Here is a 16,283-nt window from a genome sequence, read left to right on the forward strand (position 1 = left end):
GGTCTGTTATGTCAAAAAAACGTTCGATCACCATCGCCTCTCTGCTTCTTGCGGCAGTCCTCCTATCCACAGGGCTGTACTGGCATTTCCGCGGAAATGAAAACCAACAGTTTGAAAATTATACAAGAAATCTATTCTGCCAGGAAGTTGCCGGAAGTACGATTTCCCTTCATTATACCCTTAAGGACCCGTCGGCCTACGGGATCGAGAATACTCCCGTCACCTTCGGAAGCTGTACCGCCGACACCGACGCCATCTGCGCTTCCGCCGAGAACGCGCTGGCCGCCGTAAGTTCCTTCGACCGCAGCCGCCTCTCCAGGAAGAACCGGCTGACCTATGACGTACTGACGGATTATCTTACCTCCTCCCGGGAAATGGCTCCCTACGCGCTGTACGAAGAACCTCTGGCGCCCTTGACCGGCACACAGGCCCAGCTTCCGGTGCTCCTGTCGGAATACCAGTTCTACACACAGGCCGATGTCGGCACCTATCTGGAACTGCTGACCAAGACGCCGGAGTATTTCCACTCTATCCTGGAATTCGAACAGGCCAAATCCGAAGCCGGACTGTTCATGGCAGATTATTCCGCCGACGGGATCATCAAGGAATGCCAGGCTTTTATCGATATGGGGGACGATAACTATCTGCACTCCTCCTTCAAAGACCGCTTAGACTCCCTGGAACTGCCCGCCGACAAGAGAAATGCATACATAGAGACCAATTCCGAATACATCCTGAATTACATTTACCCGGCATACGCTGAACTAAAGGACGGTCTTGCCGCCCTTTGCGGCACCGGGAAGAACCCCAACGGGCTCTGCCATCTGCCGGAAGGACGGGAATATTATGAACTGGTCGTCGCTTCCGAGACCGGATCCTCCCGGAGTATACCTGAACTGCAGCAATTGACCCAGAAGCAGATGATCTCCGATCTTGCCGATATGCAGAAGATCCTGACTCCCGTCGATGAGAACGTCTCCGTCTCCTCCGATCTGTTCAAGACTCAGGGCGCCTCACTGGAAACCTCGGATCCTGCCACCATCCTCAACGACTTAGAAGACAAACTGGAGGAACATTTCCCCAAGCCCCCGAAGGTCAATACCGAGATCAAATACGTCCAGAAGTCCATGGAAGAATACTTAAGCCCCGCATTCTATATGATACCGGCCATCGACAACTCCGCCGACAACGTCATCTACATCAATCAGGGACATTTACCGGATGACCTGTCGCTATTTACGACCCTTGCACATGAAGGCTATCCGGGGCATCTCTACCAGACGACCTACTACGCCGGCAGGAAGCCGGACCCCATCCGCAATCTTCTGAATTACGGCGGCTATACGGAAGGGTGGGCTACCTACAGCGAGATGATGAGTTACTACTATGCCCCGATAACCAAGGAACAGGCGACACTGATGCAGAAGAATACATCCGTGATCCTTGGGCTCTATGCCCTCGCCGATATGGGCATTCATTACGAGGGTTGGACGCTCATCGAGGCGACCTCCTTCTTCCGGAGCTATGGGATCACGGATGTGGATACGATCGAGGATATCTATGACCTGATCATCGCAGATCCGGCCAACTATCTGAAGTATTATATCGGATATGTAGAATTCCTGGAGCTTAAGAGAGACGCGGTTAAGCAGTGGGGGAAGGGATTCTCCCAGGAGAAGTTCCATAAGGCGGTGCTGGATGTAGGCCCGGCGCCATTTGATGTGGTCAGGGAGCGGGTGCTGGGGGAGTAGATACTGCTTCTAGTGTGATGTCTGCATTATATCTGGTGAAACTCCGCAGGATATTCGTTCATATGCAAGGCGGATTTTCGACGGCGTAGCGGTGGCTACGGATAGAAAATCCAACGCGGCAGATGGGCGAATAGACAAGGAGGTTTGGCTGAATATAATGCAGCCATCATGCTAGTATCCGATCTGCACAGTTACTCCATGTATAATTCTTAAGCACTTTCTCATACCCGTTCTGAATGATTGCTTCCGCCTTATCCGGATCATGCAGCAGGCTCTCTGCAATCGCGGGGAGCCTGTCCAGATGCTTCAGGTCATACATGGCAATATCCTGTCCGTCTGTAAAATTCTCATCGATCCAACTGCTGCGGTCCGTGAGCGGCAGGGAATGCTGCAATAATGTATTAAATATCCTGTCGTGGGTTCCGGACTTAAACCACGGCATAACGTTAAGATTGATCTTCGCATCAGCCATATAGGACAATGTCTGCGCATACGGCACACGGCCGTCGATCCGATGCACATTGGGATATCCCGAAGCGCTGTGATTCTCCCATCCGCGCCCCAGAAGATACAGTTCAAAGCCCTCTTCGGCAAGAACCGTCACCACCTGCTCTCTCTGATACATGCGGATCGCCCAGTCCAGATTCTCCGCCCAGGCAAATATTACCTTCAATGTCTCTTCCGGAACCGCCCATCCCCCTTGCTGCATGGCGAGCAGTATCGCCTGCTCTGCCGTCAGAGAAGTGTTGCCGATCATATTCTGATACGCCATCTGGTAGAGCTGCTTCATGCTCGTATTCCCCTCGCACATCCGCAGCAATTCTCCAAGCCTGTCCTGCGGCCGGTAATAGGTCGCCGTAAATAAGATATCGAACTTACGCTCCTCATAGGGAGACACCACTGCATCCTTCGCCGGCACCGCGCCCACGTGGGGCATAAATGCCACATTCGGCACCTCCCGCGGGAAATACCGTTTCACGTATTCTACATGATCCCTGTCACAGCAGAAAAGCCGATAGTTCTTCGAATGCCGTTCCAGAGTCCTGTGAAACCGAAACGGCGGATCCATCAGGATATCGACAACAACCGTCTCCCACGTATCCCAGATCTCAAGCAGCACTTCCTCCCGCACGCACATCCCGTCAAAGCAGACCGCCAGATCGATCCTGCCGGCAGCAAATTCCATGAAATGCGCATAGGAATGGGGCGTCTCATCGTATGGGTGCAGCAAGTCGAAGATGAATGTCTCATGGCCCCTGAGGCGGAATTCATGGTCTAACTGGTCCATAAAAAAGTTAAAAGATTCTATATCCGTGTAAAATAAAGCGATTCTCATGCCTGATCCTCCGTCATTCTTAGGTTCGGAATAAACTGTATCATAAAAATGACTGGTTTGTCCAGATTGTATTCTGGAGAAAATAATGATAAGATAGTCTTAGCTGATGAGATGAGGGATTGATATGCCTAGAGCCGTCGGAATCGGACACCAGAATTTTGAACAAATGATGGAATATATAGAACTTATGTCGCTCTAAGAAATATTACACTCTAAGGAACTATTATTTATGATTTCTCCGAAAAATCTGGGGAATATTGGGAATTTGCAAAATACATTTAAAAAACCTGCCGATGGCAGGTTTTTTAAATATGAAAATTCAATTAATTACTGAAGTAACCGAAGAACTCCCTGCGGTACTTGGTTAGCTTGAGCAAGCATAGCCTGAGCAGACTGAACAAGAATGTTATTCTTGGTGTAAGCCATCATCTCCTTAGCCATATCTACGTCACGGATACGAGACTCAGCAGCTGTGATGTTCTCTTCCTGAACACTTAAGTTGTTGATCGTGTGATCCAGACGGTTCTGCATAGCACCGAAGTCGGAACGCATGGATGAAATCATATCAATTGCTGCATTAGCTACAGAGATTGCATGTCTTGCACCTCCGGCTGTTGTCAGCTTAATCTTGTCAATGCTTACCGCATCTGTTCCATCATCAAGCTTATTTTGATTGGTTAAGTCAAAATTAGTTGTTCCTAATGTCTTCTCAAAAGTCGTAGAATTTGTTGAATGAAGACCAAGCGTTTTACTGCTCATTGACTGGAATGTTACCCTTAATTGGTTAGATTTCTCATGAGAATCACCCACATGAAGAGTAATCTTAGTTTTGGTTACCTCGCCTGTACTAGTACAGCATTGCTTAAATATCAGTGATTAAATTGCTAATGGTATCCCAGCATATGTCCACTTAAATGGGTGTGCTGTAAGATTGTACTGTTCAATAAAGCGCAAGATGCTTGCTTCCAGTTCTTCTATTGACAGATAGCTTTTCCGCTTCAGCAGCTTTCGGTTAATGATGCCAAACCATATCTCAATCTGGTTCATCCAGGAACTGTGTTTCGGAGTATACACAAAGCGGATCCGGTGGGAAGGGTCATGCAGGAAATCTGCCCGGCTTTTCATACTTTTGAGGATCCCTGTCTTTCCTTTTTTGCCCAGTTCCACACCAGGGACACAGGCCTCTGCCACAAAGCGGACAAGGGCTTCCGACTTATGGGTGTTCAGGCCATCACATATAAATGTCCATGGAGCCTGCGGGTCTGTTTCTGTCAATGCTTTTACAGCTTCCACAAAATCCTCTTCTGTGCGTGTGGAGTTTAGATATGGCATTTCCATACGGCCCGTTGCAACATCAAAGAACCCGATGAGACTGGTCGTGCCATGGCGGATATACTCAAACTCCATTTTGGCGCACTGGCCGGGTAATGGGAGCTTATTAGGATATTTATGTTCCAACGCCTGTACCCCCGTCATTTCATCCGTGGAAACAACGTGTGCACCTTCCCGGTTTTGTTCCGGGGCGCTCTGGTACAGGCCGCAGATTTCGTTTACTTTACACGCAAAAGATTCCGGGGATTCCGTCTTTTCAGAAGAATGGAGCCAATAACGGATTTTGTGGGGATGTAAATCTACCTCATTTTTAAAAAACGGCTGACAGATTTCTCAGAAATCTGTTCAGCGATCCCCTGCTTTTTAATTTCTGCCACTAACAGCGGAAGGCTCCACTGGCTTACTTCGTACCCAAAATCATTTGGGTTACTGCATGCAAGGTCGATGATCCGCATAATCTGATCCGGCGTAAAAACAGACGGGGCACCGGGACGCTTTTTATCGGACAGGACTGCCCGTATCTCATCTTCGAGCTTTTCCGGATCGTCCATTTCAATCTTCCGCAAGGCGGGGAGCGCCGCGAGGAATCGGCTGCGCCAGGTGGCAACATTATTATAATGAAGTCCGACCTGTGATGCAATATTCTGGTTGAGTTCCCCCTGTGACGCAAGCAGGACAATGCCGGCTCTTTTGACCAGTCCAGACGGAAGGGAGCGGCTTTTTGAAAAAGCAGATAAGATGCTTTTCATGGCATCAGATAAAACTGGGATAGTATCAATTGTTTTCCTTCGCATAGTAATCCATCCATTCTTTAGTGATAGAATTATTATGCACCGACTACAATAAAAAAGCAATATTTATTCATTGTTATTTCAGCAATGCTGTACTAGTATCTGCTTTTGCTCCTGATGAAGTAAATAACTTAGTTCCATTAAAGTTTGCTGTCTGACTGATTCTGTCAATTTCCTCATTCAGACGCAGAATCTCTTTCTGCATCTCCTGACGGTTTGTTGTGGAGTATGTTCCATTGGCTGCCTGTGTAGCCAGCTCAACCATACGATTCAGCATAGAATGAACCTCTGTCAGAGCACCTTCAGCCGTCTGTACAAGAGAAATACCATCGTTCGCATTCTTCTGAGCGGTAGCAAGACCTGTGATCTGTGCACGCATCTTCTCAGAAATTGCTAATCCGGCAGCGTCATCACCAGCGCGGTTAATTCTGTAACCAGATGATAACTTTTCAAGACTCTTACCTACAGAAGAGTTATTGTTCGTCAAATTCCTGTGTGCATTCAATGCAGTAATATTATGTTGGATTCTCATATTCTTTCCTCCTTGAAAATAGTCAGGGAATTCCATTTCCCCGCATAATTATAAACAATTTGTGTATAAAAGAAGGTTTCAGAAAATCGAACAAACGTACTCCTTTAGACCTGCCGGCGAACTGTCCGTTAAAGTACACGTTCACGGATATAAAAGAATATAAAATTCGGATATTGTTCACATTATTCTTATATTTATGTTAAAATATGAGAAACTAATTAAACGGAGGGGCGGGGCTTAATGACTATTGAAGAAATTATGAAAGGCGAACGAGAGAATATTGAATATAAGATAGATATTCCAACTAAGAGTGAAAATTATATGCGAACTGTCGTGGCCTATGCAAATGCAAATGGCGGTTGTTTAGTCTTTGGTGTAGAAAATAATAGTTGGAAAGTTGTTGGCTTTGATAAAGAAGAAGTCTTTCAAAAAATGGATGCAATTACAAATGCTATTTATGATAGCTGTGAGCCCAAAATAGCACCTAATGTAGAAATACAGGAATTTGATGGGAAATATATAATTGTAGTTGATATTCCAGCCGGTATGCAGCGCCCTTACTGTATTAAAAGCCAAGGAGTTATTGACGGCGTATATATGCGTGTATCCGGTACAACACGGAAAGCAGCGATATATCAGATTCAAGAAATGACTTTATCCGCCAGAAACCGCAGTTTTGACACAGAAAAGGTGGATCGTGAACTATCTGAAAATGAAATAAATACATTTTGTGACCGATTATATCATCATGCCAAATCATTATGCGCAACGGAAGAAGCAACAAATACTTTAAGGCGAATCGGAATCAGCCAGTTGCTTTCTTTTAAGGTTGTTTGTGAGATGGATGGGAAATATTATGCAACTAATGGATATCAATTATTAGATGGAAAGTTGGATTCTTACCCAGATGCAACAATACAATGTGCTGTTTTCAAAGGTACAACACGAAATATCTTTATCACACGAAAAGAATTTTCTGGTTGTATTGATGAAGAAATAGAATCTGCATTTACCTTTGTATTAGAACATATTAATCTTGGAGCCCGAATTGACGGACTTGTTCGGCAAGATATATATGAACTACCAATTCGCACAATTCGTGAAATGCTTACAAACGCAGTATGCCATCGCTCATATCTTTGCCCAGGAAAGGTGCAAGTAGCTCTTTTCGATGATCGATTGGAAGTAACATCGCCGGGAATGTTGGATAAAGATCTTACAATTAAAAAAATGAAGGCTGGAATTTCTAAGATACGAAATGGAGCAATTGCAAAGGTTTTTTCTTATATGAATATGATCGAAGCTTGGGGAACTGGTATTCCCAAAATGTTTGAAGAAACAAAAGCATATGGGCTTCAAGAACCAGAGCTTCAGGATATGGGAAGTGATTTTCGAATCAATTTGTATAGAAAGGAATTGGCAACAGATTTTTATGGTGTGATTGACCCGCTTGGCACCAATGGCACTAAAAATGGCACCAATGGCACTAATGGCACCAGTACCGTCAAAAAGTGGGAAGATGAAGAAAAAGTAGTTGCTTTAATTCGGGAAAATGAGAAAATTACCCAAAAGCAAATGAGTAAAAAAACCGGGCTATCAATTAGAACAATAAAACGTATGACTGTAGAATTGCAGAAAACAGGTAAAATTCTTCGAGTGGGTAATAGTCGTTCTGGTAAGTGGGAAGTAAAAGATTAAAAGGAGTTTTAATGTGTCATAGGAAAGTGATGAAAAACTTTATATTGTCAAAAAAAGGCTTCTTTGTAAAAAGAAGCCTTTTCCATATGAAAATTCAATTAATTACTGAAGTAACTGAAGAACTCCCTGTGGTACCTGATTAGCCTGAGCAAGCATAGCCTGAGCGGACTGTACAAGAATGTTATTCTTGGTATAAGCCATCATCTCCTTAGCCATGTCTACGTCACGGATACGGGACTCAGCAGCTGTGATGTTCTCTTCCTGAACACTCAGGTTGTTAATCGTATGATCCAGACGGTTCTGCATAGCACCGAAGTCAGATCTCATAGAGGATACCATGTCGATTGCTGCCTGTGCTACGGAGATAGCGTGTCTTGCACTGTCCGCGTTTGTCAAATCAATCTTGGAGATAGATACTGCGGTAGCACCTTTTTTAGCTGGATCAGCCGTAAAGTTTGTAGTACCTAATGTCATCGCGAATGTATTAGGATTCGTATAATGAAGACCAAGGGACTTACTGTTCATAGCCTGGAATGTCACTTTCAACTGGTTAGCTGTTTCATGAGAGTCACCTACATGAAGTGTAATCTTTGCTACAGCAGCACCAGTAGTTGCATTTGCAGCAGTAGCTGTGGCTGAAGTGAATAACTTCGTGCCATTAAAATTAGCTGTCTGGCTGATTCTGTCAATTTCCTCATTCAGACGGTTAATTTCCTTCTGCATCTCCTGACGGTTCGTTGTAGAATAAGTTCCGTTAGCAGACTGTGTAGCCAGCTCAACCATACGATTCAGCATGGAGTGAACCTCTGTCAGAGCACCCTCAGCGGTCTGTACAAGAGAGATACCATCATTCGCATTCTTCTGGGCTGTAGCAAGACCTGTGATCTGCGCACGCATCTTCTCAGAAATCGCTAATCCGGCAGCGTCGTCACCAGCACGGTTAATTCTGTAACCGGATGATAACTTTTCAAGACTCTTACCTACAGAAGCATTATTGTTCGTCAAATTCCTGTGTGCATTCAATGCAGTAATATTATGTTGGATTCTCATATTCTTTCCTCCTTGAAAATAGTCAGGGAATTCCATTTCCCCGTATAATTATAAACAAATTGTGTATAAAAGAAGGTCTCAGAAAATCGAACAAACGTACCCTTTTGGACCTGCCGGCGAACTGTCCGTTAAAGTACACTTATTTGGACTGCTCCGAAAACTTCTTGACACCTATATTATCGTATCTTATTCAAATATCTTAAGTATTTTTTTGAAAATTTTTAAATTATTTTTTTCATCCGCTCTTTTGCCGGTTGATATCCGGCATTCGACGCCGATCTGTAGTAGTATAAGGCTTCTTTCGTTTTTCCATTAACCTCAAACCAGACGCCTAGATTATATGCTGCTTTATAAGATCCATTCCCAACTACACCTTCATGCTCTGGAATTTCCCCTATTTCCAGGCATCTGCGGTAGGATCGCTCAATTTCCGGGAGATAAGCGATGTAACGCTGCACGTCTGAGAAAATCGCCTGAGTGTAGAAGGTTCCACATGCAAAATGATAATCAGCATAAGCATCAAGCCGTTGTTTTTCTTCAGCAATCATCCGGAATCCCTCATCATATTTTTTCAGCTCTAATAAATTATAGATATAAGTAATCACACCATTTACACGATATCCTGTACCTGATTCAGGCACTAACTGATAAAACTTGGCAAAATACTGGTCTGCATTCAAATAATCCTTCATGAGCCAAAGCGTACGGGCGACCTGGTATAATATATATGGGTCTTTTGGATTTTCTTCTAATTCCTCCAAAAGGATCGTCAAATTTCGTTCCCCTTTTCCACCATGAAGGTATCCGTCGTGATCAAAGACCAGTGGAAGCGGTGCTATCGGAAGAGGACACAGGACCTGTTCATGTACCTTTCCTGCATAATAGGCTTCTTTAGGAATCAATCGAGTTGTAAATATACAGCTTTGACTAATTTCACCATTGTCTTCTCTATAACTGTCATGCCGTTCAATCGCGCCCACGTGTGTACCTGCTTCTATAAATTTCAAGATATCTTTCCTGTTGCCCGATACCAAATACTCATCTGCGTCTAAAACCAGATTCCAATCACAAGACGATTGCCGCAATGCAAAATTTCTTGCCGCTGAGAAATCATTACACCATTTGAATTCTGAAATATGCGCGTTATACTTTTGTGCAATTTCCAATGTATTATCTGTAGATCCAGTATCTGTAATATATATTTCATCTACAAGCTTTTTCGCTGATATTAAACATTTGTCAAGACTACGGCTCTCATTTTTAACAATCATGACAAGTCCAATTTTTTTCATAAACATTCTCCTTTCCCGCAACAATAACGATGTTCATACATTCCTCCGTTGATATAATCTGCGACAACAAATGCTCCGCACTGACAATTTGAAATTAATGAATTACAATCTGCAAGTAAGTATAGAATCGCAAGATAAGGCATTTCGTCATGATAGTCATGATCAGTTCTCTTCATCTTGGAAACCAATATTCCGGGTTGATTAGTATCCGGGTATTTATAACGTTCTTGTTTAATGTACTTTAATTTATCGCCAAATCCTGCTTGTTTGAAATGTTCTAAAATACCTATGTCTTCTGTTGCCAATAACAAATACTCACAATTCCATTCTTTTAACTTTATTTTTACTAACTCGATAAATTCATCATCATCCATGGGACACGGAACATCAAATCCGCCATATCGGTAATCAGTACCTCTTGCTACAACTCCCAGCATTTTACTTTCCGTTTTCATTACCCGTGATCTCATTTTACTTATATACGTTTTCATTTCCGAGTTTAATTGCAGATATTTCTTGCAAATTTCTCGCATATTCTGTGGATTATAGAATTGCTCCATTATATATAAATTGAATGCATCTATTTTGTCACTGCTAACAAGTACATGCTGACTTGTCATGACTTCTTCTACCGAATAGTCATTTAACGGTTCAAAGAAGAGTTCCCATACATTTTGTGATTTGTTCTTCGAAAAGTGATGGGTATCACCAGGAACTTTTAGATTGATTACCGGAATATACTCTGGTTTCGAATATTCTGTCATAGCGATTTTTGCCAGACAAAACCGAATCATATCACATAAGCCGCTGGAGTGCATTGGAAATTGAATCAAGAAAAACTTTTTATCAGGATTCAGCATTCCACAATGTTGCATTCCTGCGTTCCAAAACAAAGAAGTCATAATTTCCAAACTACTGTAAATACCAGGTTGCGGATCCTCGGATATAGATTCTCTTTCACGTTTACTGGTAATACAGACCATATTGTCTAAATGTGGGCTGCTATCTGGCATAACACAGCATATTCCATCGGAGCCCAAGAAAATTTGTGCGTTTTCATCCAGAAAATACTTCCTTTTCTCCGGAAAGCGGCGTTCCAATACGTCATAGATAAATGCCGTATATTCTTCATATTCTTCAAATATGTATAAATCTCCTCTCGCAAGCCAATCAAAATCTAAAGATTCATCAAAAGCATATTCCTGAAATTCACTAACCGGATAATCTATTCGAATTGGATTATGTTGATAATACAAGATACACTCTGCCTCACCAGCTCTGTTACATACTGTAACTGCCCGCTTCCAACGTTCTTCTTGCGTTTCATAAGTAAAAAAATATTTCCTTGCTTCTGCAAAAACGTCTTGATCCAAGTATATCACCTTTTCCGGAACATCTCTGTTATAACAAACATCATGATAAGATAATGCTTTGATCGGCTTATCATCTCGATAGACCAGAACATAATCATTGTGATGCCCGTCTAAGAAATAATGCAGCGCAGTCCGCCAATCGTAGTCATTTTCTTGGATTGCAAGCGCGTCACCATTAAAAACTCGTATCATTCTATTCTCCTTTGTCAGATTATTGAGTAGCGTCTGTCAAGCTGAACGACTCTATTGTTTCCACATATTGTATCACAACACAGAAAAAGTGTGAATAGAATCCATATTTTTGTATACTTGAAAGCAATAAATTTCAAATGTGGAGGTTCGGAACATGGAATGAAAGACATATGGTTACATCAGAGTTTCTACTCAGGAACAAAACATAGAAAGGCAATTGATATCCCTCCTTGATCTAGGGATCAGCAAAAAAAAATATCTATGTTGACAAACAGAGCGGTAAAAACTTTAATCGCCCTTCATATCTAAGAATGATGAGACGGATTCGGGAGGGAGATCTGCTCATCGTTAAAAGTATTGACCGTTTAGGGAGAAATTACCAGGAAATTATAGAACAATGGCGAATTATCACAAAAGAAAAGAAAGCCGACATTAGAATACTGGACATGCCATTGCTGGATACAACAATGGCAAAAGATTTGCTGGGAACATTCATAAGCGATGTTGTGCTTCAGCTTTTGTCTTTTGTTGCAGAAAATGAACGTGACAATATCCGCCAACGTCAGGCAGAAGGTATTGCGGCGGCAAGAGCCAGGGGTGTTCAATTTGGTAAGCCACCTATTCCCATGCCAGATAATTTCTCTGAATTGTATATGCAGTGGGAAACAGGAAATCTTTCGATCAAAGACTTCGCTTTATATTGTAGCATAGGGCGAAGTACACTTTATAAGCGGATTAAGGAATATAGAGAAGGCAGAGAATAGTCCTATAAAGTAACAGGAATAAAACATCTGTTAACGTGTACTTTAACGGACAGTTCGCCGGCAGGTCTAAAGGAGTACATTTGTTCGATTTTCTGAAACCTTCTTTTATACACAATTTGTTTATAATTATGCGGGGAAATGGAATTCCCTGACTATTTTCAAGGAGGAAAGAATATGAGAATCCAACATAATATTACTGCATTAAATGCACACAGGAATTTGACGAACAATAATGCTTCTGTAGGGAAGAGCTTAGAGAAGTTATCATCTGGTTACAGGATTAACCGCGCTGGTGATGATGCTGCAGGATTAGCGATTTCTGAAAAGATGCGTGCACAGATCACAGGTCTTGCTACCGCTCAGAAGAATGCGAACGATGGTATCTCTCTGGTACAGACCGCTGAGGGTGCTCTGACAGAAGTTCACTCTATGCTGAATCGTATGGTTGAGTTGGCTACACAATCTGCCAACGGAACATATTCAACTGCTAACCGTCAGGAGATGCAAAAGGAAATTGCTCGTCTGAATGAAGAAATTGATAGAATCAGTAATACAGCTAATTTCAATGGAACAAAATTGTTTACATCAGCACAAGCTGCTACAAATGCTGGTACAACTGGTGGTGTAAGTACAGTTGCTACAGCAAAGATTACTCTTCATGTAGGTGACTCTCATGATACTGCTAACCAGTTAAAAGTAACATTCCAAGCAATGAGCAGTTCTACTCTGGGACTTCATTCAACGGATTCGAATACTTTTGTAAAATCATTAGGAACAACAGGATTTGCAATGGGGGCTACCAATAAGAAGGGTGCAACTGCTGTAACTATCAATAATATTGATTTAACAAGCGCGAACAGTGCAAGACATGCAATCTCCGTAGCACAGGCAGCAATCGACATGGTATCCTCTATGAGATCTGACTTCGGTGCTATGCAGAACCGTCTGGATCACACCATCAACAACCTGAGTGTTCAGGAAGAGAACATTACAGCTGCTGAGTCCCGTATCCGTGACGTAGACATGGCTAAGGAGATGATGGCTTACACCAAGAATAACATTCTTGTTCAGTCCGCTCAGGCTATGCTTGCTCAGGCGAATCAGGTACCACAGGGAGTTCTTCAGTTACTTCAGTAATTCATTGAATTTTCATATCTAAAAAACCTGCCGATGGCAGGTTTTTTAGATGTTATAATTCTTTTCTCCACTTTTCAATTGTACATTCATGCTTTTTGTCTTTTGTATTATAATTAACTCCAATTAATAAAATATCACCGGAATAATCTTTGATCCAGTCAGTATACTCTTTATTTTTGATCTGAGCAATAGCACCTTCGGCAGACTTATCCCATTTTAACTCTATTATCAGTGCCGGATAATCAGCATTTCTCTTCGGTAAATATACGACATCTGCAAATCCTTTTCCAGATGGCAATTCCATAATGGGATTCATATAATATATCCTTGCACTGTAATATGCCATCAGGATCACACAGGTAAGTGAATTTTCATTATTGTATTTTAGCATAGATGCAGTTTCCTGATGAATTTTAGCAATACCGTCCGCAACTGCTGTATTGTCCATCATCCAAGTCTTCTTAAGCAAATCTTCGGAATTCTCAATTGCTCGAACAAGGCCCTCCCATCCACCAACTTTTATTACTCTCATAAATTCCTGAGCAACTTCCTGGTTAGGAATAGAGACTTCTTGTGATTCTTTATTATAGGTCAGATATCCAAGATGTACAAGGAGTGTAAGTACATCATCCTTAATCTGAAATGTGGTCATATCATTTTGGAATGTGGACGGATCGATTATACAGTGTCCGTTACTCAACATTTCAATAATCGCTTCTTTGAGTCCGTCAAAATTCATATCAATATAAATCTTCAATGCTTCATAGGTTTCGGTACCAGTCCAATAACTTTGGAATTCTTTCCAAGTCAACACATCGGAAACAGACTTTGGATTATAGATATGGAATTTGCCCACTTGATAGCCATCATACCATTCTTTTACCTTTGCAAAATCCAGTTCATGTTCTACACATTGCTTTTGAACTTCTTCTTCTGTAAATCCAAAATGTTTCCCCAGGTTCTTCGGGGAAATCATAGAATATTCATCAAAGATATTAATAGCAGAGTGATCACCGTACTTTTTAATTGGAAGAATTCCTGTCATATATGCCATATCTACATAATGCTGTCCTTTGAAGAGACCTCGCAGAAAATCCAAATATTCTTTCTGAATATCTTTTTGATTCTTTGCTAGCCGGAAAACGCAATCCCATTCATCGATTATAAAAATAAATCCAGAATTGGTTTGATTAAATATTTTATTTAAAACCGTCTTAAGACGGCTGTTAATATCAAAACCTTGACATTCAGGAAATACTTCCATTAGTTCTTCTATAACTGAATACTCTATCTCTTTGATGAATATATCAAGATCACGTTCTGATTCTAAAAACTGCTGTATATCAAGATGAATTACATTATGGTGATTCAAATGAGTAAGAAAAGACATATCTTTCTTGGCTTTCTTCCCAGAAAATAGCTTCGCAGAATCACATCCTTTACTATAATATGCAACAAGCATCTCTGTTGCCATAGATTTACCGAAACGGCGGGGACGGCTGACACATATATTTTTTTGCGTAGTATTTAAAATACTATTTGTATATAGAATTAATTCACTTTTATCTATATAGACTCTTGAATTTACAGCTTCTTGGAATGCAATATTTCCTGGATTAACATAAGTTCCCATAGATTAACACCTCATTTATGCTATCTTTGTTGATTAAGGTTCTTCCGTAATACCCCAAATATCAGCAAATGTTAGGATATTTATCTTATTTAAAATGATTCTAACATTATTTCCGTGGAAATACAATCTGGAAATTTCCCAGAGATTTGAAGATATTATCCCTTTACGTGTACTTTAACGGACAGTTCGCCGGCAGGTCTAAAGAAGTACATTTGTTCGATTTTTTGAAACCTTCTTTTATACACAAATTGTTTATAATTATGCGGGGAAATGGAATTCCCTGACTATTTTCAAGGAGGAAAGAATATGAGAATCCAACATAATATTACTGCATTGAATGCACACAGGAATTTGACGAACAACAACTCTTCTGTAGGTAAGAGTCTTGAAAAGTTATCATCCGGTTACAGAATTAACCGCGCCGGTGATGACGCTGCCGGATTAGCAATTTCTGAAAAGATGCGTGCGCAGATCACAGGTCTTGCTACCGCTCAGAAGAATGCGAACGATGGTATCTCTCTTGTACAGACCGCTGAGGGTGCTCTGACAGAAGTCCACTCCATGCTGAATCGTATGGTTGAGTTGGCTACACAGTCTGCTAACGGAACTTATTCTACGACGAACCGTCAGGAGATGCAGAAGGAAATTCAGCGTCTGAATGAAGAAATTGACAGAATCAGCCAGACGGCTAATTTCAATGGAACTCTATTATTTACTGGTTCTAAAATGTCTGGGGCAGTGGACGGAACTAGTTCAAGTGTAGGCACCCAGAAGATTACTCTTCACGTAGGTGACTCACATAATACAGCCAACCAACTCAGAGTAACCTTCCAGGCAATGAGTAGTAAAACTTTAGGACTTCATTCAACAAATTCAACAACTTTCGTAAAAACGTTAGGTACGACGGATGGAACGACAGCAGGGAATTTTATGAATTTGACAGCAGGTAACAGTGATGGAACTAAGGCCGTTACTATCAAGCAAATCAATTTAACAACAGCAAATAGTGCAAGACATGCAATCTCTGTAGCTCAAGGTGCTATCGACATGGTATCATCCATGCGTTCCGACTTCGGAGCTATGCAGAACCGTCTGGATCACACCATTAACAACTTAAGTGTTCAGGAAGAGAACATCACAGCTGCTGAGTCTCGTATCCGTGACGTAGATATGGCTAAGGAGATGATGGCTTACACTAAGAATAACATTCTTGTTCAATCTGCTCAGGCTATGCTTGCTCAGGCGAATCAGGTACCACAGGGAGTTCTTCAGTTACTTCAGTAATTAATTGAATTTTCATATCTAAAAAGCCTGCCATCGGCAGGTTTTTTAGATGTTATAATTCTTTTCTCCATTTTCAATCGTATATTCGTGTTTTTTCTCTTTTATGTCATAGTTAATT

Annotated in this window: 13 protein-coding genes and 1 pseudogene; 5 read left to right on the forward strand and 9 right to left on the reverse strand. The window is 41.7% G+C overall.

What is annotated here, in order from left to right; all coding sequences use genetic code 11:
• Positions 1-8: 8 nt before the first annotated feature.
• A complete protein-coding gene (locus tag VSQ62_RS28325) occupies positions 9-1,751 on the forward strand; it encodes a DUF885 domain-containing protein (RefSeq protein WP_334638238.1) in 1,743 nt (580 codons plus the stop codon).
• 166 nt (positions 1,752-1,917) lie between these two features.
• Here the strand turns inward: VSQ62_RS28325 and VSQ62_RS28330 are convergent, their stop codons facing one another.
• From VSQ62_RS28330 to VSQ62_RS28350, 5 genes are all read right to left on the reverse strand, one after another.
• A complete protein-coding gene (locus VSQ62_RS28330) occupies positions 1,918-3,087 on the reverse strand; it encodes a glycosyltransferase family protein (RefSeq protein ID WP_334638239.1) in 1,170 nt (389 codons plus the stop codon).
• 327 nt (positions 3,088-3,414) lie between these two features.
• Positions 3,415-3,846 (reverse strand): flagellin, encoded by a 432-nt coding sequence (locus VSQ62_RS28335; RefSeq protein ID WP_334638240.1) that lies wholly within the window; start codon positions 3,844-3,846, stop codon positions 3,415-3,417.
• Between the two features lie 117 nt (positions 3,847-3,963).
• Positions 3,964-4,749: a transposase gene (locus tag VSQ62_RS28340; RefSeq protein WP_120397172.1), complete on the reverse strand. Its 786-nt coding sequence runs from the start codon at positions 4,747-4,749 to the stop codon at positions 3,964-3,966.
• On the reverse strand, positions 4,719-5,213 hold the full coding sequence (locus tag VSQ62_RS28345; RefSeq protein ID WP_120397171.1) for a helix-turn-helix domain-containing protein: 495 nt from the start codon (positions 5,211-5,213) through the stop codon (positions 4,719-4,721). The genes VSQ62_RS28340 and VSQ62_RS28345 overlap by 31 nt, the downstream gene beginning before the upstream one ends.
• Before the next feature lie 73 nt (positions 5,214-5,286).
• Positions 5,287-5,742, reverse strand: a complete 456-nt coding sequence (locus VSQ62_RS28350) for a flagellin N-terminal helical domain-containing protein (protein ID WP_334638241.1) — start codon at positions 5,740-5,742, stop codon at positions 5,287-5,289.
• Positions 5,743-5,982: 240 nt separating this feature from the next.
• Here VSQ62_RS28350 and VSQ62_RS28355 point away from each other — a divergent pair, with 240 nt between their 5' ends.
• Entirely contained in the window at positions 5,983-7,440 is a 1,458-nt protein-coding gene (locus tag VSQ62_RS28355) for an ATP-binding protein (protein ID WP_334638242.1), read from the forward strand.
• A 102-nt stretch (positions 7,441-7,542) separates the two neighbouring features.
• Here VSQ62_RS28355 and VSQ62_RS28360 read toward each other — a convergent pair whose 3' ends face one another.
• The 3 genes from VSQ62_RS28360 to VSQ62_RS28370 all read right to left on the reverse strand — a co-directional run bounded on the left by VSQ62_RS28360 (position 7,543) and on the right by VSQ62_RS28370 (position 11,347).
• Positions 7,543-8,490: a flagellin N-terminal helical domain-containing protein gene (locus VSQ62_RS28360; RefSeq protein ID WP_334638243.1), complete on the reverse strand. Its 948-nt coding sequence runs from the start codon at positions 8,488-8,490 to the stop codon at positions 7,543-7,545.
• A 221-nt stretch (positions 8,491-8,711) separates the two neighbouring features.
• Positions 8,712-9,782 (reverse strand): glycosyltransferase family 2 protein, encoded by a 1,071-nt coding sequence (locus tag VSQ62_RS28365; protein WP_334638244.1) that lies wholly within the window; start codon positions 9,780-9,782, stop codon positions 8,712-8,714.
• The gene (locus VSQ62_RS28370) at positions 9,779-11,347 is read right to left on the reverse strand and encodes a hypothetical protein (RefSeq protein ID WP_334638245.1); all 1,569 of its coding nucleotides are present in this window, start codon (positions 11,345-11,347) and stop codon (positions 9,779-9,781) included. The genes VSQ62_RS28365 and VSQ62_RS28370 overlap by 4 nt, the downstream gene beginning before the upstream one ends.
• 178 nt (positions 11,348-11,525) lie before the next feature.
• On the opposite strand from VSQ62_RS28370, the pseudogene VSQ62_RS28375 reads away from it, so the two are divergent.
• Positions 11,526-12,111 (forward strand): annotated as a pseudogene (locus tag VSQ62_RS28375) (recombinase family protein).
• A 174-nt stretch (positions 12,112-12,285) separates the two neighbouring features.
• Positions 12,286-13,248 (forward strand): flagellin N-terminal helical domain-containing protein, encoded by a 963-nt coding sequence (locus VSQ62_RS28380; RefSeq protein WP_334638246.1) that lies wholly within the window; start codon positions 12,286-12,288, stop codon positions 13,246-13,248.
• A 52-nt stretch (positions 13,249-13,300) separates the two neighbouring features.
• On the opposite strand, the gene VSQ62_RS28385 is transcribed toward VSQ62_RS28380, so the two are convergent.
• Positions 13,301-14,881: an AAA family ATPase gene (locus tag VSQ62_RS28385; RefSeq protein WP_334638247.1), complete on the reverse strand. Its 1,581-nt coding sequence runs from the start codon at positions 14,879-14,881 to the stop codon at positions 13,301-13,303.
• Between the two features lie 306 nt (positions 14,882-15,187).
• Between VSQ62_RS28385 and VSQ62_RS28390 the strand changes: the two genes are divergently transcribed.
• The gene (locus tag VSQ62_RS28390; protein ID WP_334638248.1) at positions 15,188-16,165 is read left to right on the forward strand and encodes a flagellin N-terminal helical domain-containing protein; all 978 of its coding nucleotides are present in this window, start codon (positions 15,188-15,190) and stop codon (positions 16,163-16,165) included.
• The last annotated feature ends 118 nt before the right edge of the window (positions 16,166-16,283 follow it).

It is taken from the genome of Sporofaciens sp. JLR.KK001, assembly GCF_036941055.1.
Classification (GTDB): domain Bacteria; phylum Bacillota; class Clostridia; order Lachnospirales; family Lachnospiraceae; genus Sporofaciens.

Excerpts from the sequence above, each read along its gene's own strand:
- VSQ62_RS28325 (WP_334638238.1), top strand. The coding sequence starts at position 9 with ATGTCAAAAAAACGTTCGATCACCATCGCCTCTCTGCTTCTTGCGGCA.
- VSQ62_RS28330 (WP_334638239.1), bottom strand. The coding sequence starts at position 3,087 with ATGAGAATCGCTTTATTTTACACGGATATAGAATCTTTTAACTTTTTT.
- VSQ62_RS28335 (WP_334638240.1), bottom strand. The coding sequence starts at position 3,846 with ATGAGCAGTAAAACGCTTGGTCTTCATTCAACAAATTCTACGACTTTT.
- VSQ62_RS28345 (WP_120397171.1), bottom strand. The coding sequence starts at position 5,213 with ATGCGAAGGAAAACAATTGATACTATCCCAGTTTTATCTGATGCCATG.
- VSQ62_RS28350 (WP_334638241.1), bottom strand. The coding sequence starts at position 5,742 with ATGAGAATCCAACATAATATTACTGCATTGAATGCACACAGGAATTTG.
- VSQ62_RS28355 (WP_334638242.1), top strand. The coding sequence starts at position 5,983 with ATGACTATTGAAGAAATTATGAAAGGCGAACGAGAGAATATTGAATAT.
- VSQ62_RS28360 (WP_334638243.1), bottom strand. The coding sequence starts at position 8,490 with ATGAGAATCCAACATAATATTACTGCATTGAATGCACACAGGAATTTG.
- VSQ62_RS28365 (WP_334638244.1), bottom strand. The coding sequence starts at position 9,782 with ATGAAAAAAATTGGACTTGTCATGATTGTTAAAAATGAGAGCCGTAGT.
- VSQ62_RS28370 (WP_334638245.1), bottom strand. The coding sequence starts at position 11,347 with ATGATACGAGTTTTTAATGGTGACGCGCTTGCAATCCAAGAAAATGAC.
- VSQ62_RS28380 (WP_334638246.1), top strand. The coding sequence starts at position 12,286 with ATGAGAATCCAACATAATATTACTGCATTAAATGCACACAGGAATTTG.
- VSQ62_RS28385 (WP_334638247.1), bottom strand. The coding sequence starts at position 14,881 with ATGGGAACTTATGTTAATCCAGGAAATATTGCATTCCAAGAAGCTGTA.
- VSQ62_RS28390 (WP_334638248.1), top strand. The coding sequence starts at position 15,188 with ATGAGAATCCAACATAATATTACTGCATTGAATGCACACAGGAATTTG.